The sequence below is a fragment of the Wolbachia endosymbiont (group B) of Villa cingulata genome, from assembly GCF_964028285.1.
GTDB lineage: Bacteria > Pseudomonadota > Alphaproteobacteria > Rickettsiales > Anaplasmataceae > Wolbachia.
Genome location: NZ_OZ034766.1, coordinates 26,985 through 52,785 on the forward strand (window position 1 = coordinate 26,985; position 25,801 = coordinate 52,785).

A 25,801-nucleotide genomic window follows, 5' to 3' on the forward strand; every position below is an offset into this window, starting at 1 on the left:
CTCTTGGTTCCATTATCTCTACTCGAATGCCGTCATTACAGTGCTTGATACAGGGATCTATAGATAAACAATTTAATATTCCACTACGTGTTAGCGGAACCTATCTATATCATTATCCAAAAAACATAAAAAACTAAATTAACGAAGAATTCTTTAATAGAATCAGATATTGCGAAGAGCATAAAAGTCGAATGAGTGCATTAAAAACTGGCAGCTCCATTATATTTATGCAAATACTGAAGAGAAAGCGAGTAAATAACTCTCAACTGACAGACTTAATGAAGTTCTAGATATTAAAGTGATGCCAAACTTTATTTCAAAAAGTAAATAATTTACTAACGCTCGTGCACAAATTAAAAATAAATTATGCACGAGTGTAGCACTGTGAATTAGGAGTGCTATATTAAAGCTTACCTCACTATTAAAGCTATCGGTCAGATTAGATTAAAAACCTAATCTGACCGGTTTCTCTATAACCTTCTAAACCCTGATATAATTATATGGTAATTAGCTTAACTAGTGGTTAATATGCAAATTGATTTTATTTGTATGTTGAGGTAGCATAAACCATACTGTTTTACATCATTGTGCAACTTTATAAATTTTTATTGCTATTTCTATTGACTACATTAATAGTGATAGTCCTAATATTACCTGAAAATTTAGGTACTACACTGAATTGCTCTCATCCAGTTCTAAATTTTGATTTATCTTTTCGTATCGTACTAATATCTTTTTTATCAGTTGCATTTTTAGCTGTTCTACCAGCACAAAATTTGACTTTTTCAGAGATGCTATCTTTTGCTGCTTACACTATTAGTTCACTTTATGCAGTTTTATCTGAACATATGATATTGGTTATAATATTCTGTGAATTAATGACTGTCAGTGCATTTTTTACTATCGCAGCTGGCTGTAGAGATAGTGGACCTGCAATAAGGTACGCTTGTGTACACTTTTTCGTTGGAGTTATATTAATAGCAGGATTGGCACTTCAAAGCACTAACCTGATAATTTTGGGTTTATTGATAAACTGCGCTTGTTTTCCTTTTTCGTTTTGGATTGTTGATGCATATCCTGCTGCATCGCTACATGGCACCACATATCTCTCTTTATTTACCACTAAAGTCTCTTTTTTAGTGATGCTTTTACACACTTATAACCTATGGCAAGATTGTACTGAAATATTAGCGCTTGTAGGCGCCATCACTGCAATTTACAGCATTATATTTGCTTCTCTTGAGCAAAATATTCGCAGATTTTTATGCTATAACGTTGTAGGACAAATGGGCTTGCTGATTATTGCAGGAAGTTTGCTCAGTCCTTCGGAAAAAGCAATACCAATTTTGATACTGCATATAATCTTCTCTCTTGTTTATCAATCATTATTGTTTGTGGTCAGTAATTCGATTATCTTACAAACAAAAACAATTAGTTTTAATGGAGTGGGTAAACTGATGTCAGTGGAAGGCATGTGTGCTATAATCGCAATACTTACAATGGCTGCATTTCCTGGAACCGCTGGATTTATCAGTAAATCATATATCACAGCTGAAATTGAAATGAACACTGTTGCCTTAAAAGGGTATAAAAATTTATATAAGGTTCTAAATTTGCTGCTTTATTTAAGCGTGGGGCTAAAGTTTCTTTATTACTTATTTATTGCAAAAAGTAAGTCAAAACCTTTAGCAGAGAGGGGGGGCAAAACGACTATGATCATTTTAGCATTTATATGCGTAATCACTGGCAATCCTTACTTGCCTATTTACAATAAATCTTCGATTTTCGATTTTGTGTACAACACAAAAAATATTTTGTCGCAATTTAATTTGTTATTATGTACCACTTTATTGTTTATTCCTTTACGCAAGTTATTTTACCCGAGAATAAATTTTAAAATGGATGTTGATTGGACTTTTAGAGCTTTCATACCCTATATTGTCTTGCTGTTCAATCAGTTAGTCTCTAAAACTAGAGAAATGTTTGCCAGCATAGTGCAAAACTTGACTAATTCACTTGCTGGTTTATACTTTAATAATATTACTAAACTTAAAGAAGTGCTGGATTATAACTCAGTGAGTTTTGTTTCAGCTTCTTCTCTCTTTTTAATGAGTATTCTACTAACGCTATTATGTTTAAATCGTTAACTGAAAGTTTAAATTCTGTATTTAGTAAACTGAGAGGAAAGTCAATCATTTCTGAAGGTGATTTTAATCTTGCCATGCGTGAAATACGTATAGCTTTAATTGAAGCTGACGTTTCACTTGAAGTTGCGAAAAAATTCATCAATGACATTAAAGATAAAGTGATTGGGGAAAAAGTCATAAAAAGTGTTTCTCCAGCACAAATGATAATTAAAATTGTGCAGGATAATTTAGTTGCAGTTCTCGGATCAGAGAAAAGTGACTTAAATCTAGCAGTTAAACCCCCTGCTGTGATTATGATGGTGGGCTTACAAGGTGCAGGTAAAACAACTACCTCAGGAAAGCTTGCTTTAAAGCTAAAAAAGCAAAAGAAAAAAGTGATGCTTGCCTCTTTAGACATTTATAGGCCGGCTGCCCAGAAACAACTTGAGGTGGTGGGTAAACAAATAGACGTACAAACTTTATCTATAGTAATAAATGAGGGGCCTATTGCAATTACAAAAAGGGCACTGGCAGCAGCAAAGAACGATAATTGTGATGTATTAATACTAGACACCGCAGGCAGGCTTCATATTGACAATAATATGATGAATGAGTTGAAAGTCGTAAAGGAAATAGCTTCACCTGCAGAAGTTATTTTAGTAGCCGACGCAATGATAGGCCAGGATGCGGTCAACATTGCCAAATCATTCAATGAGGCAATAGGTGTAACCGGCATTATTCTTACCCGTGTTGATGGTGATGCACGTGGTGGTGCTGCTCTTTCTATGAAAATGATCGCCGATTGTCCAATTAAATTTATTGCTTGTGGTGAAAAATTAAGTGACCTCGATGATTTTTACCCCGATAGAATTGCAAAAAGGATACTTAGCATGGGTGATGTTGTATCATTGGTTGAAAAAGCTGCTGAGATTGTTGGTCAGGAAGAAATTGATAAGTTACAAAAGAAAGTAAAAAAGGGTAAATTCGACCTAAACGACCTAGTGGGAATGTTAAAAACTCTAAGTAAAATGGATGGCATTAGCAACATAATGAAATTCATCCCTAGTTCATTCACAAAAAAGCTAAGTAGCAGTGTGCCAGATGACAATAAAGTGAAAAAATATATAGCCATCATAAACTCAATGACCGAAAAAGAAAGGCAAAATCCAGATATTTTAAATGGCAAAAGAAGACTTAGAATTTCTAAGGGGTCCGGAACAAGTGTAACTGACGTTAATCTTCTAATTAAGCAGTATAATCAAATGAGCTCTATGGTGAATAAGTTCAGTAAAGTTGACCATAGTAAACTCAAAGAATCTGATTTGATGGATATGCTAAGCAGAAAGTAAGTCAGCAGGTAGTGGAATGAAATAAAATCATCAGTTGTAATTGCTGTTGAATAGTAAAGTATATTATTTTAGCGTGAAGTAATAAATTCAATAAATTTCTTCAGTTGGAATTGGCATGATAATAAAAATTGATACAAGTTACTTTATCTATATTTAATGCGCTATTTTATAGCTAACACACTATACCACCGTAGCACTACACTAGTAACAGACCGAAGGTTGTCGATATCTCAAGTTAGTGACCTTACCCAGAAAAAGTAGACAGAAAGTTAAGACGTTTTTGCTATGAGAATGATGAATCAAAAAGCTCAGGAATGCAATAGTTAATAGTAGAATGTCTACGCTGTTTATTATAAAAAATTTCTATATATTCAAATATTGCGGTTTTAGCTTGTTGTGCAGAGTGTTGTGAAGTATCAATGAGTAACTCTCTCTTAAGTGAACTAAAAAAGCTCTCTGAAACAGCATTATCATAACAACAACCTTTGTGACTCATACTAGAAGTAATATTTTTTGTACTTAGTAAAAATTGATAATTTTTAGAGGTGTATTGCGATCCTTGATCGCTATGAAATAGTAGATTTTTAGCAGATTTGCGCCTACCAATAGCCATGAATAACGCATCTATAACTAATTGCCTATTTACTGCATTACTCATTGACCAGCCAATCACCATGCGTGAATATAAATCTATTATTGCTGCCAAATATAACCATCCTTCATTAGTTTTTATGTACGTAATATCAGTTACCCATATCTTGTTAGGTTGATCAGCGATAAAATTCTGATTTAATATGTTAGGAGTTATAACTCTATTGTCTATTTGTGGTTTTTTACTTTTAAACTTTCGTCTAAGCTTAGCTTGAATGCCATTTTTCTGCATAACATTTTGCACTGTTTTGATGTTATAATTTTTACCTAAAGCCTTTAATTCAGCGTGAATTTTAGGAGCTCCGTATCTGCATTGTGATGCTCGATATACCTTCTGAATATCTTGTATGAGCTCTTCTCTTATTGATTTTTTGTTGTTTTTTTCCTTAGTAATCCATTTATAATAACCACAAGCAGATACGTTCAAAAATCTGCATGATTCCCGTATTTTATAGCATTTTTTATGTTCTTTTATAAAAGAATATTTTACTCTTTTTGGTTTGCAAAATATCCCAGGGCTTTTTTTAAAATGTCTCTTTCCCTCGTTACTCTTGCCAGCTCTTTCTTTAAATCAAACTTTTCTTTGTCACAATGAGCTACTTTCCCTTTTCCTGGAAACGCATCTACTCCAGACATTCTATCATTGTATGTTTTTACCCATCTGCTTAATGAATCACCGCTAATACCCAAATCTCTTGCTATTTTTGCTGATGATTGACCTGTTTCTTTTACTAGTCTTATAGCTTCAATTTTGAATTCTGCTGTATATTCTTTTCTTTTTGTCATACCACACCTCTTTGAAAAAACGTTTTATTTTACTTCAAAAACGTCTTAACTTTCTGTCTACTTTTTCTGGGTAAGGTCAGTATATCGAGCATCACAATGCAGATACGGAGCTCCTAAAATTCACGCTGAATTAAAGGCTTTAGGTAAAAATTATAACATCAAAACAGTGCAAAATGTTATGCAGAAAAATGGCATTCAAGCTAAGCTTAGACGAAAGTTTAAAAGTAAAAAACCACAAATAGACAATAGAGTTATAACTCCTAACATATTAAATCAGAATTTCATCGCTGATCAACCTAACAAGATATGGGTAACTGATATTACGTACATAAAAACTAATGAAGGATGGTTATATTTGGCAGCAATAATAGATTTATATTCACGCATGGTGATTGGCTGGTCAATGAGTAATGCAGTAAATAGGCAATTAGTTATAGATGCGTTATTCATGGCTATTGGTAGGCGCAAATCTGCTAAAAATCTACTATTTCATAGCGATCAAGGATCGCAATACACCTCTAAAAATTATCAATTTTTACTAAGTACAAAAAATATTACTTCTAGTATGAGTCACAAAGGTTGTTGTTATGATAATGCTGTTTCAGAGAGCTTTTTTAGTTCACTTAAGAGAGAGTTACTCATTGATACTTCACAACACTCTGCACAACAAGCTAAAACCGCAATATTTGAATATATAGAAATTTTTTATAATAAACAGCGTAGACATTCTACTATTAACTATTGCATTCCTGAGCTTTTTGATTCATCATTCTCATAGCAAAAACGTCTTAACTTTCTGTCTACTTTTTCTGGGTAAGGTCAATATTTTGAGAATGCTGAGACTCACTAACATTCTGTGCACTTGCACTTGTTACACCTGTTGATGGATTAATTGTTATAACTTCTCTTTCAATTCCTTGTAAGTTTGAAGCCAATGAGACCAATTTTGCTAGAGTCATGTCATTATATTTATCCATCTTCTTATTCTCATAATAGCCAATTTTTATTTTTACAGCTTTGTTTTCCTCGAAGTCCTCAGGACTTATATTATCACTTAAATCAGTACAAAATACGTTACCATTTCCACTAATATTTAAAGCAATACTGCAATCTCTATCACCCACTTTCCAGTTAAATTTAATTATACAAGACTCATTTAGTATTTGATAAAGCCTTACACCATCATCACTTTGTAAAACACGCACCAACCTTTTATCTTCTGGAGATACCAATGTAAAAGCTCCAATTTTTGGATTACTATCCTTTAAGGCTTTACCAGGAAATGAGTTATCAAATTCTAACTCACCTCTGCCTTCTTTTAACGATACCCATGCAGTAAATGATTTATCTTCTTTTCCTCTCAACCTCACATCTATAGAATCATTACCTTATATTCAGCAATTCCTTTTCGAATTACACTCAGAAATTTCTTAGTTTCTTCATCATTGTCACTCAAAAAAAGCTCCTTATTTGCATGTGACCGGGATGGATCATTGAGATTCTCCAATGCTTTAGCTAAAGTTATATAGTGATATATACGTGTCCTGTTGTTATAAGGTGTCCCTAATTTATAAATTTTAGGAGTTAATTGAGCAACTTGATCGAAATTCATTATTAAGGTTTCATTTTCATTATGCATAGCGCCTCCAATTCTACATAATAAACTTAAGATAAAATATCCTAATTTTAGGATAGGTATATAATCTATCAAGTCAATAGTTAAATTAAAAAATTTTGATTATAATTTACTATGTATAAAATACGCTCTTAAACTATGCTGAAAATAGTCATAATAGGCCTTCCAAATGCAGGCAAGTCAACTCTATTTAATAGGCTAGTAAGAAGAAAAGCAGCGGTGGTTAGTGACATTCCAGGAGTAACGAGAGATAGGCGTGAAGGAATTGGAAGAATTAGTGATTTAGAGTTTAAAGTTATAGATACAGGAGGATGGAATGACCAAACCAGTTTTTCACTACAAGTTATTGAACAAATAGAGTTTTCTTTATTAAGCGCAGATGTAATTTTTTTTCTTGTTGATGCAAAAGTGCAAAACGAGCAGAACAAAGAGTTTGCAAAGTGGCTGAAGAGAAAAACGAACAAACCTGTAATACTAATAGCAAACAAATGTGAAAGTCATAAATCGGAAAATGTTGATTATTTGCAGTTCTTCAACTTCATAGGTCCGGTGTACATCTCAGCCGAACATAATCTTGGTATGATTGATCTTTATGATGTATTAGCTGGTGTTATTGAAGATTTTAACAAAAAAACTGAGCTGCCTGAAAGTGAGTCCATTAGACTGAGGATTGCAATCATCGGTCGCCCAAACGTTGGAAAATCAACTTTTTTAAACAGTTTACTTGCAGAAAATAGACTAATAGTAAGTTCAAAACCTGGTACCACGCGTGACTCTGTGGATATTTCATACGACCATAATGGGAAATTAATCACTCTCATCGATACTGCGGGAATCCGCAGAAAGGCAAATGTTGTTGATAACTTAGAATCAAGATTTGTTGAAAAAAGTATAGAGTCAATAAAGCGCTCTCATGTAGTGATTTTAATGCTAGATTCCTTGCTTGGCGTTGAGCAGCAGGATTTATCAATTGCTGAAGCTGCAATTAAAGGGGGGAAGGGAATTATCATTGTTTTAAATAAGTGGGATTTAATAGGTAAGGATGACAGAAGTAAGTTAATAAAATTTGTCAAACAACAGGAAGTGACTCGGTTATTTTTGGAAGTGCCAACTGTAACAATTTCTGCATTGAAAGGTATGCGCTGTGGTGATGTGATAGATAAGTGTCTTGAAGTGAGTGAATCCTTAAACAAGAAGATCAGCACTGCAAAACTGAATAATTGGCTAATAGATGCTGTGGAAAAACATTCTCACCCACTTATAAAAGGTAGAGCAATTAAAATGAAGTATATTGCTCAAATTGGCACCAAACCTCCAGCTTTTTCTTTGGTATGCAACGTCCCGGAAAGTGTTGATGAGAGTTATAAACGTTATTTGACTAATGGTCTTAGAAAAAACTTCTTTGTTGAAGGCGTACCAGTCAGATTACTTTTGAAAAAGAACAAAAATCCCTATGTAAAGTAGGTAATCTTGTTTTATTAACAATATAGTTTTTATCTTATTAATATTATTAATAAGTAAGTAGTTGAATAAAGTAATGCAAATTCTCATTATGAATGGAACAAGTAAGAAGCATTGCGGAGTTGTTTAACCGTATAATTGAAAATAGAACTTTTGAATGTGTACTAAACCGCAATTCATCGAAGAAAATAGCTCTTTTCATAATGGATAACAATAGTTTCATTGAGATTTTTCTTAAAATAATTTTTCTTCTCTTTCAAATTTTAGGTCATTCAGTTAAGTGCCTTCTTTGAAATGCAACATATTTTTGCTACAGCTGTTATACTATGCTTTTTTGCTGCAACTACAGCATTTAGTTTTTTTGTAATATATTTCTTACTTTCTTCAGCATGGCTCTTTTCCATTATTACTTATCCTTGTTTCTTTAGCTGGAATTGATATAATATTACTTTACCTAATAAAATTACTATGCTGAATACTATTATGTACAATGGTCAATACTTACAGTCTGGATCTCCACATACTTTCACGGTTGATACACCCTTAGTGTTTCAGTGGCTTCCCCGAAAATATGGATATCTAATCCCAGAAAAATACGTAGAGAGATTGAGCGAATGGGCAAAGAGGGAAAGTACACGTGTAGTGAAATTAGTAATAAATGGATCTGGTTTTACTCCTATGCAACGTAAAGAGTTGGAAAATAAAATATCAAGCAGAGAATTTAACCCAAATAAAAATATAGAACTTATAGACTTTAATGAGCTGGATTTAGGGGAATATGAGTTTAGCTTTCATTTACAAAAAATGTGGCAAATTGAAAAATCTAAATGTCCTTTATACAAGGTGTCTCAATATTTTAGAGATCTATACTCTATTCCAGAAGATGAAAGATTATCTTTTGGTGTTGAGATAGACAGCATGCGTATATTTATGTTGTTGGCACTGAAGTCTCCTATGATCTATCTTGATTTTGATATCTTACCTACAGAAGACAAGAAAATTTGTGAGATTCATGCTAAACAGGGCTTTCTACTTGCTGAAAATGAAGGAACAGGCCACAGCTACAGCGGTATGATAAATATTGAGAACGCTATCATTGCTGTAAGTGATGCTGGTAGAATAAAGATTACGGAAATTTATAATGAAGTTAAGAGAAGATTTAAAACATGTTATCCTACGCTTAGATCAGCACCATCTTATGTTTACACAATTACAGATGGTATAATACTTAACAGTCTTTCTCATGAATACTTATTTGACAAAAAATCAGTTATAGAAGAAATATTCGGCTTCAAAACCAATGGAGGAGAAGTTGATATTCAATATGACAATAGCTGGACGAAAAACAAGGATGAATTGTATACCAAAGAAGAAATTGCAAAAATAGATAGTGATACTAGAGTTGCAACTGATATGAAAGGGCTGATTACTGAACCAATATACAACGGCGAGCATATGTATAGGGTGTCAAAGTAGTAACATAGTACTTAGTGTTCTATCGTTACATGAAATGTTGTCAAACAAGAGTTGACTCTTCACAGATATTGTAGTAATTCATTAACTATGTCAGATGTAAATAACAGTTCTATAATTTTTCTCTTATCAAGCGCTGTCGCTTTAATTTTTGCATATGTGCTAGAGTATTTTTTCAATATGATACCGTGTAAGTTATGTATATACGAGCGAGTAGTTTACTATGTTACAGGGCTACTTGCAGTTGCGTACATGTTCAAAGACAACAAAATCCTAATCTATGCGATGTTTTGCAGCTATCTCATTGGTGCAATAATATCTTTTTATCATGTAGGTCTTGAACTCCACTTATTTCATGATGTTTTAGGCTGTACAGAGCAAGCAAGTGGTAACGTTAGCATAGAAGAGCTAAGAAATAATCTATTAAACCCTAACTACTCTCCGTCTTGTGACAGACCTCATTATATTTTTGGTGTTTCGTTAGCAACATGGAATCTTATTTATCTTATAGTAGCTCTATTCTTATCAGGTAAAATGTATTGTGGAGAAAGAAATAAGGTACAACAGTAACTGGTATAGACGCTGTACTTGTGCGTTACTTGGTGCTGTCCGTAATTTAAAAATTTGGCAAGTCACACCCACTGATTCTTGCACAGCTGTACGAACATTATGGTTCAGCATGCCAGTGTCCTCTTTCTTGTCATCCGAGTAGCTGACACTGGAAGTGCGGCTATCATCCAAATAACCTTTTGTTGTTATTCAAGCAGCCTATTTCTTGTCATCCTAGTGCCCAGATACTGGGACTAAGTTTGTCCATAATCTCACCAAAAACGTTGTGTTTTAGCATAATTTTGTGCTCAATATGCTTATTTGTAGTAAAGATTTCTGGATTCCAGCAGGCTTTGTTGCATCACTCTTCGGATAGTAGGTAACGTGGAATAAATTCATGAAGCTATCTCAAATTTAGCCATGCCTATATCAGTAAATTTGTTAAGCAAATAACACTTGAGTAGCAGTTCTCTCTCACGATTAACCTCAGATTTGTTTCTAAAACTAAACCCAAATGTTTGCTTCAGTCGCGAGAAAAAACTTTCTATATAAGATCTCTTCCCATAATTTATCTCTTTTTTCCACCTCTTCATACCATCTTCATCATATGACTTTATGAGCTTGATTGTAGAATTTCTCTCATCCATATAATCCAACTTTGGATGCTCTACTGCATTATTTTGCGGAGGAATCCTTGTCTTTATGTCAAGCTCATCGCACAGTTTGTATAACTTCTTTCGATTATATGCCCTGTCTGCATATAGTGTGCTTATATTATATTTAACATCAATCCTTGCAATAAGATCACATGCTCCATAGTGGTCAGAATAAACTCCGCCACTGTATTTTGCTGCTATAACTTTTTTGCTACCTATCTCTAGCATTACATGCAGTTTTCTTGTTTGCTCATAGCGGCGATACTTTCTATCTGTACCATTTGCCTTGCTATGACCTGGAATATTATTGTAGATGCTTATTCCAGTACTATCTATGGCAATCTCAATATCTTCTGTATTATTTTTATCATGTCTTCGATCATTAATTTTGATGTTAAGTTTTTTAAGCCTTCTTGAGGCCTGGGAATAGCTAATAACTTGCAAGTTTTTCCTTACTTGCTCAAGGTACCCTGCTATAAATCCCGCTGTTTGTCTCAGACCTATTCTAAATAAACAAGTTATTATGTGAACCAGAATCACGACCTTATCGCTATAAATATAGTTGCCACCAGCCATTTTTGGACCTTTTTCGTACCAATTTTCTATGGCATCATTGACGTAATAAAAAATATTTCCCCTCTCTTGGAGAAATTTGTTATATTCATGGCAGTTACTGACTCTCATTTTTTGTGGCATATTTTTCTTTAGTAGGTTAAATGCTTGTCTTATAGTGAATTTTGTCAGTAACTGCCAGTTCTTTTTATTTGACCTATGCAACAAAGCCATTCCAGCGTCACGCGCTAGAATGACAAGACTTATCGTCATGCCGCCGCATACCGTCACGGTATCTCTAGATACCTGCTAACAAGCAGCGGGGTGACGGTCGTCAGGCTAGCCTGTCATCCGAGTAGCTGACACTGATCCCTTTATGATGTTGTAATCCCAGTGCTTGACACTGTGATCCAGGGAATTTGATTGGATATTAAGTTTATGAGCATAAAAGCAGCTAATTTTATGTTAAAACACAACATTTTTGATGAGGCTGTATTAAGAGATGGATCCCAGTATCAGCTACTTACATAACACCTCTCTAAAATTACTTTAGCTACAAATATTAAAAAATTTACCAAGCAAAAAAAAGGCAAAAAAGTCCCCGTGTAACGAGTTTTGACCCTATAATAATTTAAATTGGCATTGTAATAATGTGCTAACGCTTAAAATAAGCGCGATTTGGCTGAATGTAGAAAAAATTTAAAAGACATGCAGCCGCTATAATTTTTGTGTAATTTGCCAATAAATATTTGAGTTTTTTTTACTGAATTTTGTAATTGAGCCTGCAGGTCAAAAACAAGGATAAATACTCTTAGTATCATAGTAAAGGGAATGACGAAATTTGTAAAGTAGTTTTTACTCAAATGACGCCCAGGCAAAAACTATATGGTTATGCAAAAAATCTATTTTTAAAACTGTTAATATAACATAGAAAAAACCTCACCTTCATTAATAATAGATTACTTACCAATTGGGTAGTCACCAGTGAAGCAAGCATCACAATATTGCGGTGTAGCGTTGTTACGTTTTTCTTCTTTAACAGCCCTGTATAGTCCATCAATACTCAAGAAGGCTAGGCTATTTACTCCTATAATTTCCTTAATTTCCTCTACAGATTTATTTGCAGCAATTAAATCTTTGCACTCTGGCGTATCTATTCCATAAAAACAAGAATGCTTAATTGGTGGGCTTGAAATTTTGAGGTGAATCTCTTTTACTTCCGCATCCTTTAGCATAACTATTATATTTCTGAGCGTACTACCACGCACTATACTATCATCTATTAAAATTATGTTTTTGCCTTTCAAAGTGTGCTTATTAGCATTGAATTTTAATTTTATTCTAACTTTACGTACTTCAGCGGTGGGTTGTATAAAAGTTCTTCCTATGTAATGATTACGAATTATCCCCAGTTCCATAGGTAATCCTGAATGCTTTGCATATCCAATAGCTGCAGGTATTCCAGAATCAGGTATTGGTACAACCATATCTACATTGTTTTTTGGTGGGCTCTCTTCTGCAAGTATTCTTCCTATTTCTTTTCTTATATCATATATGGACCTCTTCTCCATTATGCTGTCTGGTCTCGAGAAGTAAACGTATTCAAAAATACAAAAACTTGATTTTTGCTGTGGGAAAGGAAACATTGAGGCTAGCTTACTATCCGAACTGATGGTAACTAATTCGCCTGGTTCTATTTCTCTAATAAACTCTGCATTTATTATATCAAGAGCACAAGTTTCAGATGCAAGAACGTAAGAACCGTTTAACTTTCCTAAAACAAGAGGCCTGATTCCAGATGGATCACGTACTCCAATAACTACTTCTTGATTGATTGCCACAAAAGAATAAGCACCTTGTATTTGCTTTAATGCATATATAAAACTCTCTAAAAAGCTATCTTTTTCACTGCTTGCTGTCAGATGCACTACTACTTCTGTATCAATATCTGACTGAAAAACGCACTCTTGTTTAATTAATTGTTCGCGTATCGGAGAAATATTAATTAAATTACCATTATGTGCTATGGCAAAATCCCCAAATTTGCCACTTTTGCCAAACATGGGTTGCACTCCAAATTTACTACCACTTGTTGAGTATCGAACATGACCTATTGCACAATCCCCAGGTAAGGATTTCTTTATTTCATCTATATCATCAAATACACTGCTCACTTGGCCTTGAAAGTGATAAGAGTGCAGCTTATCGTTGTTACTGGTTACTACGCCAAAAGACTCTTGACCTCTATGCTGCAAAGCGTGGAGAGCAAGTATAGAGTTAAAAGCAGCACTTTGATTGTAACTTATGCCAAATACCCCACACTCCTCATGTACTTCATCAAGCATGAAAAATATTAAATAAAGCCTGATTGTACTTTAGTAGAGGCAAAGTACAAGAATTTTATTTGTTAATCCCTTTCAAATTTGAAGCTTGCTACGGTAGTTTTGATGTATACCAGAAAGTAGGTTATATGCAATTAACCAATTTTGAGATTTTTGACAATTTTTTAGCACTGAAGAGAAAAAGATATTTTTATTGACTTATCTATGTATTGAAGTAATCACTAAAAAGTTTTAGTGGTTATGGTATATAATATGTCTAAGAAAGTAGGTAAACAAGGTGAAAGTAATCTTATTTTAGAGCCTGAACAGTTCTCTAACAGCTTCTTCAATAGTCAACAGAGTAGTTCATCAAATCCAAAATTACCGACTATAAGTCGTAAAGATAGGCATATGGATTTAACCAAGAAAAGGTACGCAAAAAACAAAGATGTTGCAGAATATCTAAGGAGTTATGACTTTATTAAAAGAGCAGAGGAATTGTCAATAATTTATCTTTTTGAGCGAGACCCATCTTCTACGAAATTGCAAATACCATTGACTACAGATGAACAAATTCTAGTTAAAAAATTTTGTGATGAGATGATAAAAGGTATAACAGAACACGATGAGCAAGAAAGCGTTTTAAAGTACATGGAACGCATAATAGAGGATTATTTAAATCAAGGAATAAGATTAAACTCATATTACGGTAAGGATAATAAGACTGTAACAAATTTTATATTTGAAAAAATGGAAGAATTAATTAATCGCTTTCATGCAAATCCACACAATTCAACTACAAAAAATATCATACAAAAGATCACTCGTAATTTAGTGTTAAAAGGTGGGGTAGAAAAAGGATTATCTTTTTATAGCGATATTGAAGGCGGATATTACGGCTCTAATTATTTAAATGATCTTAACGAACAATGTAAGAGTAAGAAAAAAATGCTAGAGGGTCTAGCATATGAAGGTATTGTGAAAGAAAATAACAAGCAAATTGATAAATATGATCTTGAAGTAGAAGTAGATAATAAATATTTTTATATTAAGTATCCACAAGGTAGTATTGTTGAAACTGCAAGAACTTTAAATAATGAAAAAGCTAAGGATTTAGAAGTTGGCATATTTCAGATTGAGGAAAGTATAGTAAAAGTTGAAATTACACAAGATGGAAAAAGAAATTACACAGATATCTTAAAAGGTGGTATTGAAATATTTTTTACTACTAAAATAGGAGATGGTATGAATAAGTATTGCTTGGTTGGAAGCAAGAGAAGATAATGACTTCTCAGAGTGGATAGGTGGAAGGTTGGATATTTTTCTGAAGCACTTTCTGCTCAGGGAGTAGAAAGAAGACTTCGTAGGGGAGATTAACTGCCCCTGCCACCGAAAATCATCGTGAGGCTCACAAAATGTGATGACCTCGTATAGGAGTTTGGAACAACCGGCAATATTCTACTCTGATATATTGAAATATGCAATTGGAGGAAAAAATATGCGTCACATTGGAGTTGATTTACATACCAATAGTTTTACTGTTTGTTCCTTACAGGAAGGGAAACCTGAGCATATTCAAACGTTTCGCTTAAAAGACTTGGATAATTTCACCAAAGATCTTCAAGAAACAGATGAAGTAGCCATAGAAGCAACAGGTAACAGCTGTTTCTTTTATGATGCAGTTTCACCTTACGTTAAACGCATAGTAATAATTGCTCCTGGGCAGTTTGAAGTTGTTCGTCGCTCTGTGAACAAAACAGATAAGCATGATGCACGAGCTATTGCTTTCTTTCTCAGCAAAGATATGTTGCCTGAGGCAAGGTGCAAAAACAAACAATGCCAGCAGTTAGCTTCTCTTCTTCAAATGAGAGATCAGTTAGTAAAGTCACGGGTATCTTTAATCAATAAAGTTCATGGTCTTTTTAATTACCATGGAATAAAAATTAAAAAAGAAGTACTTACAACTAAAGTAGGATTTGAACGTGCTACTCAAAAGCATAATTGGGATCCTTTAGAAAAAGTTGAAATTGAAGTGATTAGCTATCATTTAGAAGCTATCCGAGAAAGCCTTAAAAAGCTTGAAAAGGAAATTATAGCTTTCGCTAAACAACTTCCTGGGTTCAGCAATCTTATCAGCATAAAGGGAATAGGTCCAATTTCTGCAGCTGTTTTTATTGTAACAATTGGAGACATTAATGATTTCCGTAGACCTGAGAAACTTACTGCATATTTTGGAGTTGTGCCAAGAGTTTCTCAATCTAATCAGCAATGTACAATTGGAAGAATTACCAAACGAGGGTCAAAAATAGCGCGTACTTCTTTAGTTCAATGTACTTGGATTGCTGTACGTTACAGTCCTTACTTGAAAAGCTTTTATGAACATATAAAAAAGAAGCGTGGTTCTGCTAAGGCTATAACTGCTACTGCTAGGAAATTTCTTATAACTATTTTCTACACTCTTAAAAATAACTGGGTTTTTAAAGATTTTACAAAATTTGAAATTTTTACTGGACAATAATCATAGGAGATTAGTATTTATCTACGGAAAGATAGTAACAAAATGGTAGTAGAAATTGATGAGAAAAGCAAAATAAGATTTAGCAAGTTAGAAAACAAATCAAGCTTTGGAGGGAATTGTCTTATACAGGGGAAAAGTGTTTTAGAAGTTATGGGCAAGAGTTTTGAAAATATTCCTGAGGAGTTAACTCAGACTATTAAAAACGTTCCATCTACTAGTCTTATGCAAACATGTTTACAACAACAAGAAAACTCTAATAGGGAATTAAATTAATGTATTTTTAGGATAATAATTAAGAAATTAATTATAAACATTCATACGCATTCGATTGGAGTAGAGGATATGGGGCAGCAATTAGCACAAGAACTAAAGGCAAATGTGGTTGGTTGTCAAATAGTGATTGATTAAATCAATTTAGAGAGATAAATAGCAGCTTTGCAGCTTGTTTTTATGAACAAAGATAAAACGTTGTAGCCAAGTGCGCTTTCGGCATTGTGCTGAATTGCAATATCTCTGTGTTCTAACTCCTCATCACGAAACTTACTTATGGTTTCTCTTAATTCCCCATCTTCTAAATGTAAGACTTGCTCCTTGTAGTGCTCTCCGATCACTTCTTCAACTGCAGCAGTGCAAGCCATAGCGGCTTTTTTACCCATCATAGCAGTTACAACACCAAGTGACACCCCTAAAGCACGCCAAATTGGCAACAAAACAGTAGGACGAACTCTTTGCTCCTTGATTTTCGCATTAAAATAGTGGAAATGTTTTTTTTCCTGCTCCTCCATTTCAATTATTTTGTCAATTATAGAAGATTTTTTAAGAATAAATTTTTGACCAGAATAAATACAAATGGCTCCATATTCGCCAGCATGATTTACTCTAATTGCTTGTTCTAAAAAATTTCCTTTCAATTTTTTTATATTGCTTTCCAATGTCTCCTCCATTTATTTCTGCATTAGTACTACTATAAACCAACATATTATAGAGTAAATAAAATTCCATGCGTGCATTGCACCAACATTGTGATTATAGGAACTCAAGCAGCTATAGCAACGGCAAGAGTTACTTGACGGACTCCGCCATTCTCCTTAAAATAAGGGTGAAGATATATTATTTATCTTCAGTCTGTGCAGATAAAGCGACAAAAAGCTCAATATACTTGATGTTTAATTTTTTGCACTATGTGCACTCCATGTCTTTATAAAACTTTTACCCACATAAGCTAAAATGCGCTTATCAAAGGATTTAACACAATGAAAAACGCCAATTAAAAAAATAGGTAGTAGCTGATAGATTTTCTTTTGCCTTTTTCTCTGTTTAGTAGATTTTTCAATATTTAATTCAATTAGCCGGTACTAAGATGATAACGAGTAGTAAGCTAAACATCCGTGTAGTTATTGGTATTATCAAGATATTCCCTAATCTTCTTCAAATCTTCCCAAGCTAAGCGTTTTTGTGCTGGTTGACGAAGTAGATAGGCTGGATGAAATATAGCGGCTGTAGTAATTGAATGAGATAAATATTGGTTAGTATAAGTATGAAATCTGCCACGCAAGTTCGATATAGTCCTTGTGTTATCAAGAAGGCTATAACATGCAATTCCTCCGACAAAAATCAGAATTTGCGGTAAAATAAGAGCAATGTGCTTCTCAACAAATGGTCTGCACATATCAAGCTCTAGGTCAGTTGGTTTTCTATTACCTGGTGGACGCCAAAACACCGCGTTGCTTATATACACCTTAGTGCGGTCCAGACTAATTGCACCGAGCATCTTATCGAGCAGCATTCCGCTTGCACCACAAAATGGTATGCCTTTCAGGTCTTCATTTGCTCCTGGTGCTTCACCAATAAGCATGATTTTTGCATTCGGATTACCATCAGAAAAAACAGTATTAGTTGCAGTTTTTTTTATTTCACAACCCTCAAATGACTTAACTGCACTTCTTAGTTCATCTACACTACTACATTGACTTGCAAGCTTCCTTGCTTCAATGATCCAGTCACTTGGGAACATGGTTTGTTGTTCTTTTTTCTGCTCGATGACAGAAGATTGTGCAGCTCTCTCATTTTCCATTTTTTTTTCCTCTTCACTTTCAGTTAGTGTGCAATCAACTCCCACTTCATGATAGAACTTCAACAATTCTAGATCTTCATTGCTCATAGTGCCTCTTAACCTTTTGTGCTTTTTTCATAGCCAAATCATACTTCAACCTAGATAAATGTCTAATGTATAATATACCATTTAAGTGATCCAATTCATGCTGAATACACCTTGCAAGCCAACCACTAGCTTTTAGCGTCTGTTCTTCGTTATTTAAGTTTTTATATTTTACAGTTAAATATTTTGGACGCTTGATTTCATGGCTTTGCTCCGGAATTGAAAGACATCCTTCACTCATAATGACTTGTTCATTAGATAATTCCTTAATTTCAGGGTTAATCATACAAAACTTGCCAACTGAGTCATACCCTGCTAGCTCATCTCCAGCCTTTTCTGGCTGAACGTCCATGACAAAAATTCTCTTCAGCACTCCAACTTGTACTGCAGCAAGACCAAGACCTTCTGCATCGTACATAGTTTCGAACATGTCGTTTACTAATTCTTTAATTTTATCGGTTATATCTATTACTTCACTGGCGCGTGTAGTTAATCTTTCGTCAGGGGCAATTACAATTGGTAACTTAGACATAAAAATTGTAATTCTGTGTTTTATTTTTCTTTTTGTCTAGGTATATTAAAATGTTGCTACATTTATGATAGAAATATAAATTCATTCAGGGAAGCTACAATTTAAATGGAATCGCATCATAAGGTCAACTAATGTACTCTGCAGTAATAACAAAACCAAAGCAGAATGTTTTTGCTGTTTTAGACGTAGGTACAACAAAAATTATCTGCCTCATCGTTAAGATCAATAGCAATTTCAGCTATAAAATAATAGGAACGGGTTATAAAAGTGCAGAAGGTATAAGTGGCGGATCAATAACTGACGCAAAGCATGCAAGTTACTCTATTTCATCAACTGTAGGTTTAGCTGAACAAGTATCAGAAGAGACTATAGACCAGATATATGTGAATGTAGCCGGATGTGGAATCTCATCTTTTTACGTACATAACGAAATAATTGCAGCTAATCACGAAATTTCAGACCGAGACATAAAACGTGTAGTCTTTCAGACATTTGAGAAATATATCGAAGAAAATGTCATCATTCACAATATACCACTGAAATATCACTTAGATGATATGACTGACATAAAGGAAGTCAGTGGATTATATGGAAAAAGATTATCTGCTGATGTTAATGTTGTCACTGCTTCGCGTCCAGCGCTTACCAATATCGAAAATTGTATAACTAATAATAGTGGGATAAGTATGGCTGGTTGTGTTGCTTCTGCATATTCTGCAGGCCTTGCCTGTCTAAGTAAAGATGAAAAAGAGCTAGGAACTGCCGTTGTTGACATAGGAGGTGGATGCACTGCAATTGGAATTTTTAAGAGAGGAAAACTTGTGTACACAAGCAGCATTCCAATTGGTGGCATTCACATTACCCGAGATATAGCTTATGGACTATGCACAAGTATAGAGCATGCTGAACGCATAAAAATACTATACGGTAGCACTATTGTAACTTCAATAGATGAGAATGAATGTATTGCAGTGCAAAGTAATGAAAGCGATGAACCAACTCAAGTGTTTAAGTCTGAACTTGTTAACATCATAAGACCAAGGATTGAGGAAATACTTGAGCTGATAAGAGAACAATTTCAAGAACAGAAAGATCCAATTAATAAAGTAGTGATCACAGGTGGAACCAGTCAACTCACAAGCATGAAAGAAATTGCAAGCTATATATTCAATAAACAAGTCCGTATCGGATGCCCTGAATCTTGTAGCGGTCTCGATGGCGAATACGACAAAAATCCTGTATTTTCTGCTGCTTTAGGCTCTATAAAGCTAATAGTTGACACCTTTTATAGAAATAATTCTGGAATGCTTGGTCACGATGGCAAAATAAGTAAGTTATACCATTGGGTTAAATCAAAAGTCACAGTCTAGATTTTTGTCTTTATCTCTTAATATACAAATGGCTTGATCTAGGAGCTTATTTTTATAGTATTATTACACTGATGTATCCGTAAGAGAAGCAGAAAATTACAATAAAAACGTAAGAAACATGAACATAACTATACATTCACAAGAAGATTTTGACTTTATGCGTAAAGCTGGCAGGCTTGCAGCTGAAACCCTTGATTTTATTGCACCATACGTCAAAGTAGGCGTAACAACTAATGAATTAAATGATCTATGTCATGATTTTATAATCAATGCAGGTGCAATTCCAGCACCACTGAATTATAAGGGATATCCGAAATCAATTTGTACTTCGAAAAATGCTGTTGTATGTCATGGTATTCCTGATGATAAACCTCTTAAAGATGGAGATATTTTAAATATTGACGTTACAGTGATTTTAAATGGCTGGTATGGTGATACAAGTCGCATGTTTTGGACTGGTAAACCCTCAATAAAAGCAAAGCGTTTGTGTAATGCTGCCTACAATGCGCTAATGGAAGCGATAAAACAAGTTAAGCCCGGCAATAAGTTAAATGAAATAGGATTTGCTATAGAAAAATATATTGAAGATTTTGGATATTCTATCGTACGCAATTATTGTGGACATGGCATAGGAAAGGTTTTTCATGCTCCACCAAATGTTGTACATTTTTATGATGAAGGTGAGGATCTTATCTTAAAAGAAGGCATGTTTTTTACGGTAGAACCAATGATCAATGCTGGAAAACATGAAACTCTGCTCAGCAAGCTAGATGGCTGGACAGTGACAACACGTGATCTTTCACTTTCTGCACAGTTTGAGCATACGCTTGGAGTCACAAAAGATGGAGTTGAAATATTTACACTATCACCTAAAAATTGGCATTTTCCACCTTATGATTAGATTTTTTAAACACTTGGTTTTTGAAAAAATCTAACTCTTAACTTGTGATATAGCAACTAACCCAATTAGTGCACAGAAAATCATGTAAAAACTTGCTAAAGTTCCTTGTCCTGTAACTTTGATAATAGTTGTGCATATAAATGGTGCAAGACCACCAAAAAATCCCGAAGCTATATTTCTTGATAAACCAAATCCACTGTACCGTACCTTTATTGGGAATAATTCGCACATAAACGCGCTAACAGGACCAAGAGAAGCAGCTATTGGGATTATAAAAAGAACGTGCGCCATTATGGTGAGCAAATTATTACCACTTAGTATCATTGAAAAAACTGGATAACTTACTACTATAAAAGTCACAAATGCAAATTTCATGACTCTTTCTCTCCCTACCTTATCAGAAAGTATTGCAAATAGTATAGTCAATCCTCCAAGTGCAACCTGATTCAATATTTCTACTGCGTGATTAAAGTGAGTGTTTATTGTTGATGCAAGTAGATTAAAAAACACTAAATATATGTAAAGAGATGCATTCTCAACTATGTCAACTCCAATTGATATTAGAAAAGGTTTTTTATAGCCATTTAACAGTTCTTTTAACGGTAATTCATGTGGCTTTTCCTGCTTTTTATATTCTGGGCTTTCATCGAGTATATATCTCATATATATACTGATTAATCCTATTACAAAACTGAAAATAAAAGGCAATCTCCATCCCCAAGATTCAAAATCGGATACTTTTTTGCATATAAGCACCACTATAAGACTTAATATTGAGCCAAGAATTGCGCTCAATACTTCAATACTGCCAAAGAATCCTCTTTTATTTTTAGGAGCATGCTCTATTAAAAATGGAGCATTTCCTGCCTCTCCTCCAAGAGATATACCCTGCAATAATCTTAAACATACCACCAGTACTGATGCGAGTACCCCAATGTTCTGATACCCTGGAACAAATGCAATAAGTACGGTTGATAGAGTCATCAATATGATAGAGAGAAATAGAGCAATCCTTCTTCCATATTTATCGCCAATGTGGCCAAATATAGCAGCACCAATTGGTCTTATTAAGAAACCCACTGCAAACACTCCAAAAGCTTTAAGTATGCTGACTAATTTGTCGTCTGATGGAAAAAACACATCTCCGATTATGCTTATTAGATGGCTGAAAAGCATGTGATCATACCACAACAAAGTGTTACAAATTAAACTTGATAGTATTACTTTTGTTATTTGTTGCACGAAATCTTCCGTAATTTGTTTGATATTATAGTAATATTACTTACTTTTTCAAACGTGAATTATGTAAATGTTATATTAATAATATTATCTTATTAAATTTTTATATCGTTGATTATATTTAAATATTCTTATACTATACCTATATATTTCCATATATTTTTTGGCGAGAAAGTTATTTTAATTTAAGTGCACAAAGTCTCTTGATATGACACATATTCCAGTTTTGTTAAAAGAGATGATACTGCAATTGTCACCACACAGTGGTGGTATATATGTGGATGCCACGTTTGGAGCTGGAGGATATAGCAAAGCAATATTGGAATCCGCTGATTGCAAAGTGTATGCAATTGATAGGGATGAAACAGTTACCAAATTTTATGATGATCTGAACGTTAAATACCCTGATAGAATAAATCTATTTATTGAGAAATTTAGTAATATTAAAAATTTATTAGATAGTAATAATATTAAAGGTATCAATGGAATAGTTTTCGACGTTGGAGTTTCATCTATGCAGCTTGATAATGGAGATAGAGGATTCTCATTTCTACGTGATGGCCCACTTAACATGAGAATGGATAACTATTCTCATATGAATGCTTCGACGTTTGTTAACGCTTTACGTGAAGAAGAGATTGCGAACACTATATATAATTATGGGGGTGAGCGTCATTCTCGTAAAATCGCAAGAGCGATAGTAAATGCGCGGAAGAAGAAAATTATCAAAACTACATTTGAACTTGCGGATATTGTACGTTCTGTAGTGTTTCGTGGAAAAAGCAAGATTGACCCTGCAACTAGAACATTTCAGGCAATCAGAATATGGGTAAATGATGAGCTAGGAGAGCTTGAAAAGGGTATTAAAGCTGCATCTGAGATTTTAAGTGAAAACGGCAAATTAATTGTAGTTACCTTTCATTCTCTAGAAGATCGTATAGTTAAAACCCTTTTTAAAGATTTGTGTGAACCAGGACCTACCAAGACATTCTCCCTTTTAAACAAAAAAGTGATTAAAGCAAGTGCGGAAGAAATAAATGCAAATCCGCGTGCGCGTTCAGCAAAATTAAGAGCTATACAGAGGTTGTCATGAGAACCTTCTGTATTATTTCAATAACTATGTTTTTATTATAGGGTTATTTAAGGTAAAATTACATGTCCACTCACTAAATAAATAGCTAACACAAATAAAACGTGAAATTAATTTAGTGCAAAGCAACATAAAAGTTCTTCAAGCAGAATGAAGTTATTTGAGTAATCCAAAAGGGGCTTGTAAAGCTTATGGAGAAATATATAAAAAAATAACTCTTTGATACTAGCTAGCCAGGTTCAACTCTCTAAATAGCCGCAGTGCGTTAGCACAATTTAAAACCTAGAGTAACAATTAGAACCTATCTTGAAAGGGAAATTTGAAATATTAACGTAAAAAATTGCTTCCATATATTTTAAATCTGATTATAATTACAGTTAGAGATATTTTAAGAGCTCAAAATCTATCTTTGTCTGCAGACTTTTCAGTCAAATTTTTAATCAAAAAGCGTAGCGTATCTTCTTCAGAACATGTAAGTGTGCTTAATTTCTGTCATATGTGCGCTGCACTTTTTTCTAATCTTTTTTACACAGGAGGATTTTATGTCCAGAATTCCAGATACTTGACCTTTACTTTAGCTAAAAACCAATAGGCGCCTATGGCTAATTAAAATAAAAATTTTTCTAATATATAGAAGAATTACAAAATCACTGTTACTGAAAATGGGGCAAGAAAACTGCTAATGTCAAAGAATTTTAGGTAAACATTATTTGCTTGACGTATGAGCGTGCTCTCCTTACTTCAAGAACTCTTTAATATATGCTTAACCACTTAAGTCCTTTCAAGATATGTTCTTAAATTTAGGCTTTTAGATAAACACACTACGATAAAACTTAAGATTTTGGCAGTCTTTTAACATCTTTTGGCATTTCAATTGTGTACTTTGTGTTGTGTTTCTTTGCGTAAGATACTGCTTTTTCAAGAGAATCAAACTTTAATACAATCTGTTTTTGGGGATCTTTTGATCCAAACCACCCCATCAAAGGTTCAATATAGTAAGAACAAGGCTCAATTTTTAGGTGCCAGAATTTTGTATTACCTAAACCAGATTGTGTTGCAGTTTTTGTTGGCTTATAAATCTTAAAAACTACTTGATCGTCAATACTCATAGTCCTTACTACGTAATCTTAAGTATATATCTAAATAAATTTTTCCACAAAGAATTAGTGTGAAAGAATGAAGTTTGAAATAAATATTTTTATGTTATATTATTAAATTATATAAAAAGGATTAGCTGAATAGGAGTAATCGATGGCACAGCAAGAAATGGTAACAATTAATGCAGAGTTACGTGATGTAAAAAAAAAGAAAGCGATGCAGGCTCTGAGGGAGAAGGGAAGTATACCTGCAGTTATATATGGTAAAGGGCATGATAACGTAAATTTGACATTGTCTGCAAAGGAATTTATTAAACAATATAAATCAGGTGCTCTTTCTGCACATTTAATAGAACTAGATATTTCAGGGAAAAAAGAATATGCTCTTGTTCGTGATATTCAATGGCATGTAGTAAAGGATACTGTGCAACATGTTGATTTTCAGTTTGTTGATAAAGGTAGTGAAATTAAAATAGATATACCTTTATCATTCATCAATGAAAGTAAATCACCAGGAATCAAATTAGGTGGAGTGCTTAATGTTTTGTGTCGTTCTATTACTGTCAAATGCTCTCCTGAGAAAATACCTCAAGTCATAGAAATTGATTTGTCTGGCAAAATGATTGGTCAGTCTATACATATCAATGATGTAAAATTGCCAGAAGGTGTTAAATTTGTAGCTCATGAGGAAGAAAATTTCACCATTGTAACAATCTCTGCTGCTGATAGTGATGTTGAAGAGCCTCAAACAAAAACAGAGGAATAGTGCATTTAATAGCTGGGCTTGGTAATCCTGGTAGTAAATATGAATTAACTTACCATAATATTGGCTTCATAGTTATTGATGCAATTTGCAAGTATTGGAATTTTCAGTCATTTTCTAAGAAAGTCGATTATTTGATAACCTCCAGCATGATTAATAATAATAAAGTCATATTGATAAAACCTTATTCATTTATGAATAATTCAGGTATTCCTATTGCAAAAATAAAAAATTTTTACAAATTATCGCTAGATAATATTATTGTCTTACATGATGATGCTGACTTGAAATTTGGAAGAATAAAAGTAAAAAAGGGCGGTAGCTCAGCCGGACACAATGGACTTAAGTCTATAGATAGCTTTATTGGTAACGATTATTGGCGTTTGAGATTTGGAGTAGGTAGGCCTGAAAATCGGAAAAGCTTAGCAGATTATGTATTATCAAAATTTGAAAATTTTGATAACGCTATCCTCTTAGTGGAAAAAATAGCAAAGAATATACACCTAATGCTGCAAGGAGATAACGCAGCTTTCATCAACTCGGTTGAGAGTGAAACTTTAGTATAGCAAACGA

Annotated in this window: 26 protein-coding genes; 14 read left to right on the forward strand and 12 right to left on the reverse strand. The window is 33.8% G+C overall.

Annotated elements, in window-relative coordinates:
* The first annotated feature begins 587 nt into the window (after positions 1-587).
* Both ABWU52_RS00135 and ffh read left to right on the forward strand, forming a co-directional pair.
* Positions 588-2,147, forward strand: a complete 1,560-nt coding sequence (locus ABWU52_RS00135; RefSeq protein WP_353276919.1) for a proton-conducting transporter membrane subunit — start codon at positions 588-590, stop codon at positions 2,145-2,147.
* Entirely contained in the window at positions 2,132-3,475 is a 1,344-nt protein-coding gene (ffh, locus tag ABWU52_RS00140) for a signal recognition particle protein (RefSeq protein ID WP_353276921.1), read from the forward strand. The genes ABWU52_RS00135 and ffh overlap by 16 nt, the downstream gene beginning before the upstream one ends.
* 283 nt (positions 3,476-3,758) lie before the next feature.
* Here the strand turns inward: ffh and ABWU52_RS00145 are convergent, their stop codons facing one another.
* Entirely contained in the window at positions 3,759-4,637 is an 879-nt protein-coding gene (locus ABWU52_RS00145) for an IS3 family transposase (RefSeq protein WP_353277659.1), read from the reverse strand.
* Positions 4,613-4,912, reverse strand: a complete 300-nt coding sequence (locus ABWU52_RS00150; protein WP_064085359.1) for a transposase — start codon at positions 4,910-4,912, stop codon at positions 4,613-4,615. The genes ABWU52_RS00145 and ABWU52_RS00150 overlap by 25 nt, the downstream gene beginning before the upstream one ends.
* Before the next feature lie 118 nt (positions 4,913-5,030).
* Between ABWU52_RS00150 and ABWU52_RS00155 the strand changes: the two genes are divergently transcribed.
* Positions 5,031-5,690, forward strand: coding sequence for an IS3 family transposase (locus ABWU52_RS00155; protein WP_353277765.1), 660 nt, complete (start codon positions 5,031-5,033; stop codon positions 5,688-5,690).
* Positions 5,691-5,712: 22 nt separating this feature from the next.
* Here ABWU52_RS00155 and ABWU52_RS00160 read toward each other — a convergent pair whose 3' ends face one another.
* Both ABWU52_RS00160 and ABWU52_RS00165 read right to left on the reverse strand, forming a co-directional pair.
* Complete coding sequence (locus ABWU52_RS00160; RefSeq protein ID WP_353276923.1) at positions 5,713-6,282, reverse strand: hypothetical protein; 570 nt, start codon at positions 6,280-6,282, stop codon at positions 5,713-5,715.
* A 2-nt stretch (positions 6,283-6,284) separates the two neighbouring features.
* Complete coding sequence (locus tag ABWU52_RS00165; RefSeq protein WP_353276925.1) at positions 6,285-6,551, reverse strand: hypothetical protein; 267 nt, start codon at positions 6,549-6,551, stop codon at positions 6,285-6,287.
* 135 nt (positions 6,552-6,686) lie between these two features.
* On the opposite strand from ABWU52_RS00165, the gene der reads away from it, so the two are divergent.
* Entirely contained in the window at positions 6,687-8,012 is a 1,326-nt protein-coding gene (gene der / locus ABWU52_RS00170; RefSeq protein WP_064085773.1) for a ribosome biogenesis GTPase Der, read from the forward strand.
* Between the two features lie 269 nt (positions 8,013-8,281).
* Here der and ABWU52_RS00175 read toward each other — a convergent pair whose 3' ends face one another.
* A complete protein-coding gene (locus tag ABWU52_RS00175) occupies positions 8,282-8,413 on the reverse strand; it encodes a hypothetical protein (RefSeq protein ID WP_353276927.1) in 132 nt (43 codons plus the stop codon).
* Positions 8,414-8,492: 79 nt separating this feature from the next.
* Here ABWU52_RS00175 and ABWU52_RS00180 point away from each other — a divergent pair, with 79 nt between their 5' ends.
* The gene (locus tag ABWU52_RS00180; RefSeq protein ID WP_353276929.1) at positions 8,493-9,485 is read left to right on the forward strand and encodes a hypothetical protein; all 993 of its coding nucleotides are present in this window, start codon (positions 8,493-8,495) and stop codon (positions 9,483-9,485) included.
* Between the two features lie 87 nt (positions 9,486-9,572).
* On the forward strand, positions 9,573-10,052 hold the full coding sequence (locus ABWU52_RS00185) for a disulfide bond formation protein B (RefSeq protein WP_064085878.1): 480 nt from the start codon (positions 9,573-9,575) through the stop codon (positions 10,050-10,052).
* A 374-nt stretch (positions 10,053-10,426) separates the two neighbouring features.
* On the opposite strand, the gene ABWU52_RS00190 is transcribed toward ABWU52_RS00185, so the two are convergent.
* Positions 10,427-11,512 carry an IS5 family transposase gene (locus tag ABWU52_RS00190; protein WP_353276931.1) on the reverse strand — a complete coding sequence of 362 codons (1,086 nt, stop codon included), beginning with the start codon at positions 11,510-11,512 and terminating at the stop codon, positions 10,427-10,429.
* A gap of 686 nt (positions 11,513-12,198) precedes the next feature.
* Positions 12,199-13,584: an amidophosphoribosyltransferase gene (gene purF, locus ABWU52_RS00195; RefSeq protein WP_353276933.1), complete on the reverse strand. Its 1,386-nt coding sequence runs from the start codon at positions 13,582-13,584 to the stop codon at positions 12,199-12,201.
* Between the two features lie 249 nt (positions 13,585-13,833).
* Between purF and ABWU52_RS00200 the strand changes: the two genes are divergently transcribed.
* From ABWU52_RS00200 to ABWU52_RS00210, 3 genes are all read left to right on the forward strand, one after another.
* Complete coding sequence (locus tag ABWU52_RS00200; protein WP_353276934.1) at positions 13,834-14,844, forward strand: hypothetical protein; 1,011 nt, start codon at positions 13,834-13,836, stop codon at positions 14,842-14,844.
* 214 nt (positions 14,845-15,058) lie between these two features.
* Positions 15,059-16,078 (forward strand): IS110 family transposase, encoded by a 1,020-nt coding sequence (locus ABWU52_RS00205; RefSeq protein ID WP_353277694.1) that lies wholly within the window; start codon positions 15,059-15,061, stop codon positions 16,076-16,078.
* Positions 16,079-16,120: 42 nt separating this feature from the next.
* A complete protein-coding gene (locus ABWU52_RS00210; protein WP_041581332.1) occupies positions 16,121-16,351 on the forward strand; it encodes a hypothetical protein in 231 nt (76 codons plus the stop codon).
* Positions 16,352-16,482: 131 nt separating this feature from the next.
* On the opposite strand, the gene ABWU52_RS00215 is transcribed toward ABWU52_RS00210, so the two are convergent.
* From ABWU52_RS00215 to def, 3 genes are all read right to left on the reverse strand, one after another.
* Positions 16,483-17,022: a demethoxyubiquinone hydroxylase family protein gene (locus ABWU52_RS00215; RefSeq protein ID WP_410541979.1), complete on the reverse strand. Its 540-nt coding sequence runs from the start codon at positions 17,020-17,022 to the stop codon at positions 16,483-16,485.
* Between the two features lie 434 nt (positions 17,023-17,456).
* Positions 17,457-18,239: a uracil-DNA glycosylase family protein gene (locus ABWU52_RS00220; protein ID WP_353276938.1), complete on the reverse strand. Its 783-nt coding sequence runs from the start codon at positions 18,237-18,239 to the stop codon at positions 17,457-17,459.
* Complete coding sequence (gene def / locus ABWU52_RS00225) at positions 18,229-18,768, reverse strand: peptide deformylase (protein WP_353276940.1); 540 nt, start codon at positions 18,766-18,768, stop codon at positions 18,229-18,231. The genes ABWU52_RS00220 and def overlap by 11 nt, the downstream gene beginning before the upstream one ends.
* Before the next feature lie 131 nt (positions 18,769-18,899).
* On the opposite strand from def, the gene ftsA reads away from it, so the two are divergent.
* The gene (gene ftsA, locus ABWU52_RS00230; RefSeq protein WP_211907649.1) at positions 18,900-20,138 is read left to right on the forward strand and encodes a cell division protein FtsA; all 1,239 of its coding nucleotides are present in this window, start codon (positions 18,900-18,902) and stop codon (positions 20,136-20,138) included.
* 118 nt (positions 20,139-20,256) lie between these two features.
* Positions 20,257-21,039: a type I methionyl aminopeptidase gene (map, locus tag ABWU52_RS00235; RefSeq protein ID WP_010403864.1), complete on the forward strand. Its 783-nt coding sequence runs from the start codon at positions 20,257-20,259 to the stop codon at positions 21,037-21,039.
* A gap of 30 nt (positions 21,040-21,069) precedes the next feature.
* On the opposite strand, the gene ABWU52_RS00240 is transcribed toward map, so the two are convergent.
* The gene (locus ABWU52_RS00240) at positions 21,070-22,281 is read right to left on the reverse strand and encodes an MFS transporter (RefSeq protein WP_012481950.1); all 1,212 of its coding nucleotides are present in this window, start codon (positions 22,279-22,281) and stop codon (positions 21,070-21,072) included.
* Between the two features lie 205 nt (positions 22,282-22,486).
* On the opposite strand from ABWU52_RS00240, the gene rsmH reads away from it, so the two are divergent.
* Positions 22,487-23,371, forward strand: coding sequence for a 16S rRNA (cytosine(1402)-N(4))-methyltransferase RsmH (rsmH, locus tag ABWU52_RS00245; protein ID WP_353276942.1), 885 nt, complete (start codon positions 22,487-22,489; stop codon positions 23,369-23,371).
* A gap of 830 nt (positions 23,372-24,201) precedes the next feature.
* On the opposite strand, the gene ABWU52_RS00250 is transcribed toward rsmH, so the two are convergent.
* Positions 24,202-24,477, reverse strand: coding sequence for an NADH dehydrogenase ubiquinone Fe-S protein 4 (locus ABWU52_RS00250; RefSeq protein ID WP_353276944.1), 276 nt, complete (start codon positions 24,475-24,477; stop codon positions 24,202-24,204).
* A 142-nt stretch (positions 24,478-24,619) separates the two neighbouring features.
* Here ABWU52_RS00250 and ABWU52_RS00255 point away from each other — a divergent pair, with 142 nt between their 5' ends.
* Together ABWU52_RS00255 and pth are read left to right on the forward strand one after the other, a co-directional pair.
* Positions 24,620-25,231: a 50S ribosomal protein L25/general stress protein Ctc gene (locus ABWU52_RS00255; RefSeq protein ID WP_353276946.1), complete on the forward strand. Its 612-nt coding sequence runs from the start codon at positions 24,620-24,622 to the stop codon at positions 25,229-25,231.
* Positions 25,231-25,794: an aminoacyl-tRNA hydrolase gene (gene pth, locus ABWU52_RS00260; RefSeq protein WP_353276948.1), complete on the forward strand. Its 564-nt coding sequence runs from the start codon at positions 25,231-25,233 to the stop codon at positions 25,792-25,794. The genes ABWU52_RS00255 and pth overlap by 1 nt, the downstream gene beginning before the upstream one ends.
* The last annotated feature ends 7 nt before the right edge of the window (positions 25,795-25,801 follow it).

Bases quoted from the DNA above. Each gene is read 5' to 3' on its own strand.
- ffh (WP_353276921.1), top strand. From the start codon at position 2,132: ATGTTTAAATCGTTAACTGAAAGTTTAAATTCTGTATTTAGTAAACTG.
- ABWU52_RS00150 (WP_064085359.1), bottom strand. From the start codon at position 4,912: ATGACAAAAAGAAAAGAATATACAGCAGAATTCAAAATTGAAGCTATA.
- ABWU52_RS00165 (WP_353276925.1), bottom strand. From the start codon at position 6,551: ATGCATAATGAAAATGAAACCTTAATAATGAATTTCGATCAAGTTGCT.
- der (WP_064085773.1), top strand. From the start codon at position 6,687: ATGCTGAAAATAGTCATAATAGGCCTTCCAAATGCAGGCAAGTCAACT.
- ABWU52_RS00175 (WP_353276927.1), bottom strand. From the start codon at position 8,413: ATGGAAAAGAGCCATGCTGAAGAAAGTAAGAAATATATTACAAAAAAA.
- ABWU52_RS00180 (WP_353276929.1), top strand. From the start codon at position 8,493: ATGTACAATGGTCAATACTTACAGTCTGGATCTCCACATACTTTCACG.
- ABWU52_RS00185 (WP_064085878.1), top strand. From the start codon at position 9,573: ATGTCAGATGTAAATAACAGTTCTATAATTTTTCTCTTATCAAGCGCT.
- ABWU52_RS00190 (WP_353276931.1), bottom strand. From the start codon at position 11,512: ATGACGATAAGTCTTGTCATTCTAGCGCGTGACGCTGGAATGGCTTTG.
- purF (WP_353276933.1), bottom strand. From the start codon at position 13,584: ATGCTTGATGAAGTACATGAGGAGTGTGGGGTATTTGGCATAAGTTAC.
- ABWU52_RS00200 (WP_353276934.1), top strand. From the start codon at position 13,834: ATGTCTAAGAAAGTAGGTAAACAAGGTGAAAGTAATCTTATTTTAGAG.
- ABWU52_RS00205 (WP_353277694.1), top strand. From the start codon at position 15,059: ATGCGTCACATTGGAGTTGATTTACATACCAATAGTTTTACTGTTTGT.
- ABWU52_RS00210 (WP_041581332.1), top strand. From the start codon at position 16,121: ATGGTAGTAGAAATTGATGAGAAAAGCAAAATAAGATTTAGCAAGTTA.
- ABWU52_RS00215 (WP_410541979.1), bottom strand. From the start codon at position 17,022: ATGGAGGAGACATTGGAAAGCAATATAAAAAAATTGAAAGGAAATTTT.
- ABWU52_RS00220 (WP_353276938.1), bottom strand. From the start codon at position 18,239: ATGAGCAATGAAGATCTAGAATTGTTGAAGTTCTATCATGAAGTGGGA.
- def (WP_353276940.1), bottom strand. From the start codon at position 18,768: ATGTCTAAGTTACCAATTGTAATTGCCCCTGACGAAAGATTAACTACA.
- ftsA (WP_211907649.1), top strand. From the start codon at position 18,900: ATGTACTCTGCAGTAATAACAAAACCAAAGCAGAATGTTTTTGCTGTT.
- map (WP_010403864.1), top strand. From the start codon at position 20,257: ATGAACATAACTATACATTCACAAGAAGATTTTGACTTTATGCGTAAA.
- rsmH (WP_353276942.1), top strand. From the start codon at position 22,487: ATGACACATATTCCAGTTTTGTTAAAAGAGATGATACTGCAATTGTCA.
- ABWU52_RS00250 (WP_353276944.1), bottom strand. From the start codon at position 24,477: ATGAGTATTGACGATCAAGTAGTTTTTAAGATTTATAAGCCAACAAAA.
- ABWU52_RS00255 (WP_353276946.1), top strand. From the start codon at position 24,620: ATGGCACAGCAAGAAATGGTAACAATTAATGCAGAGTTACGTGATGTA.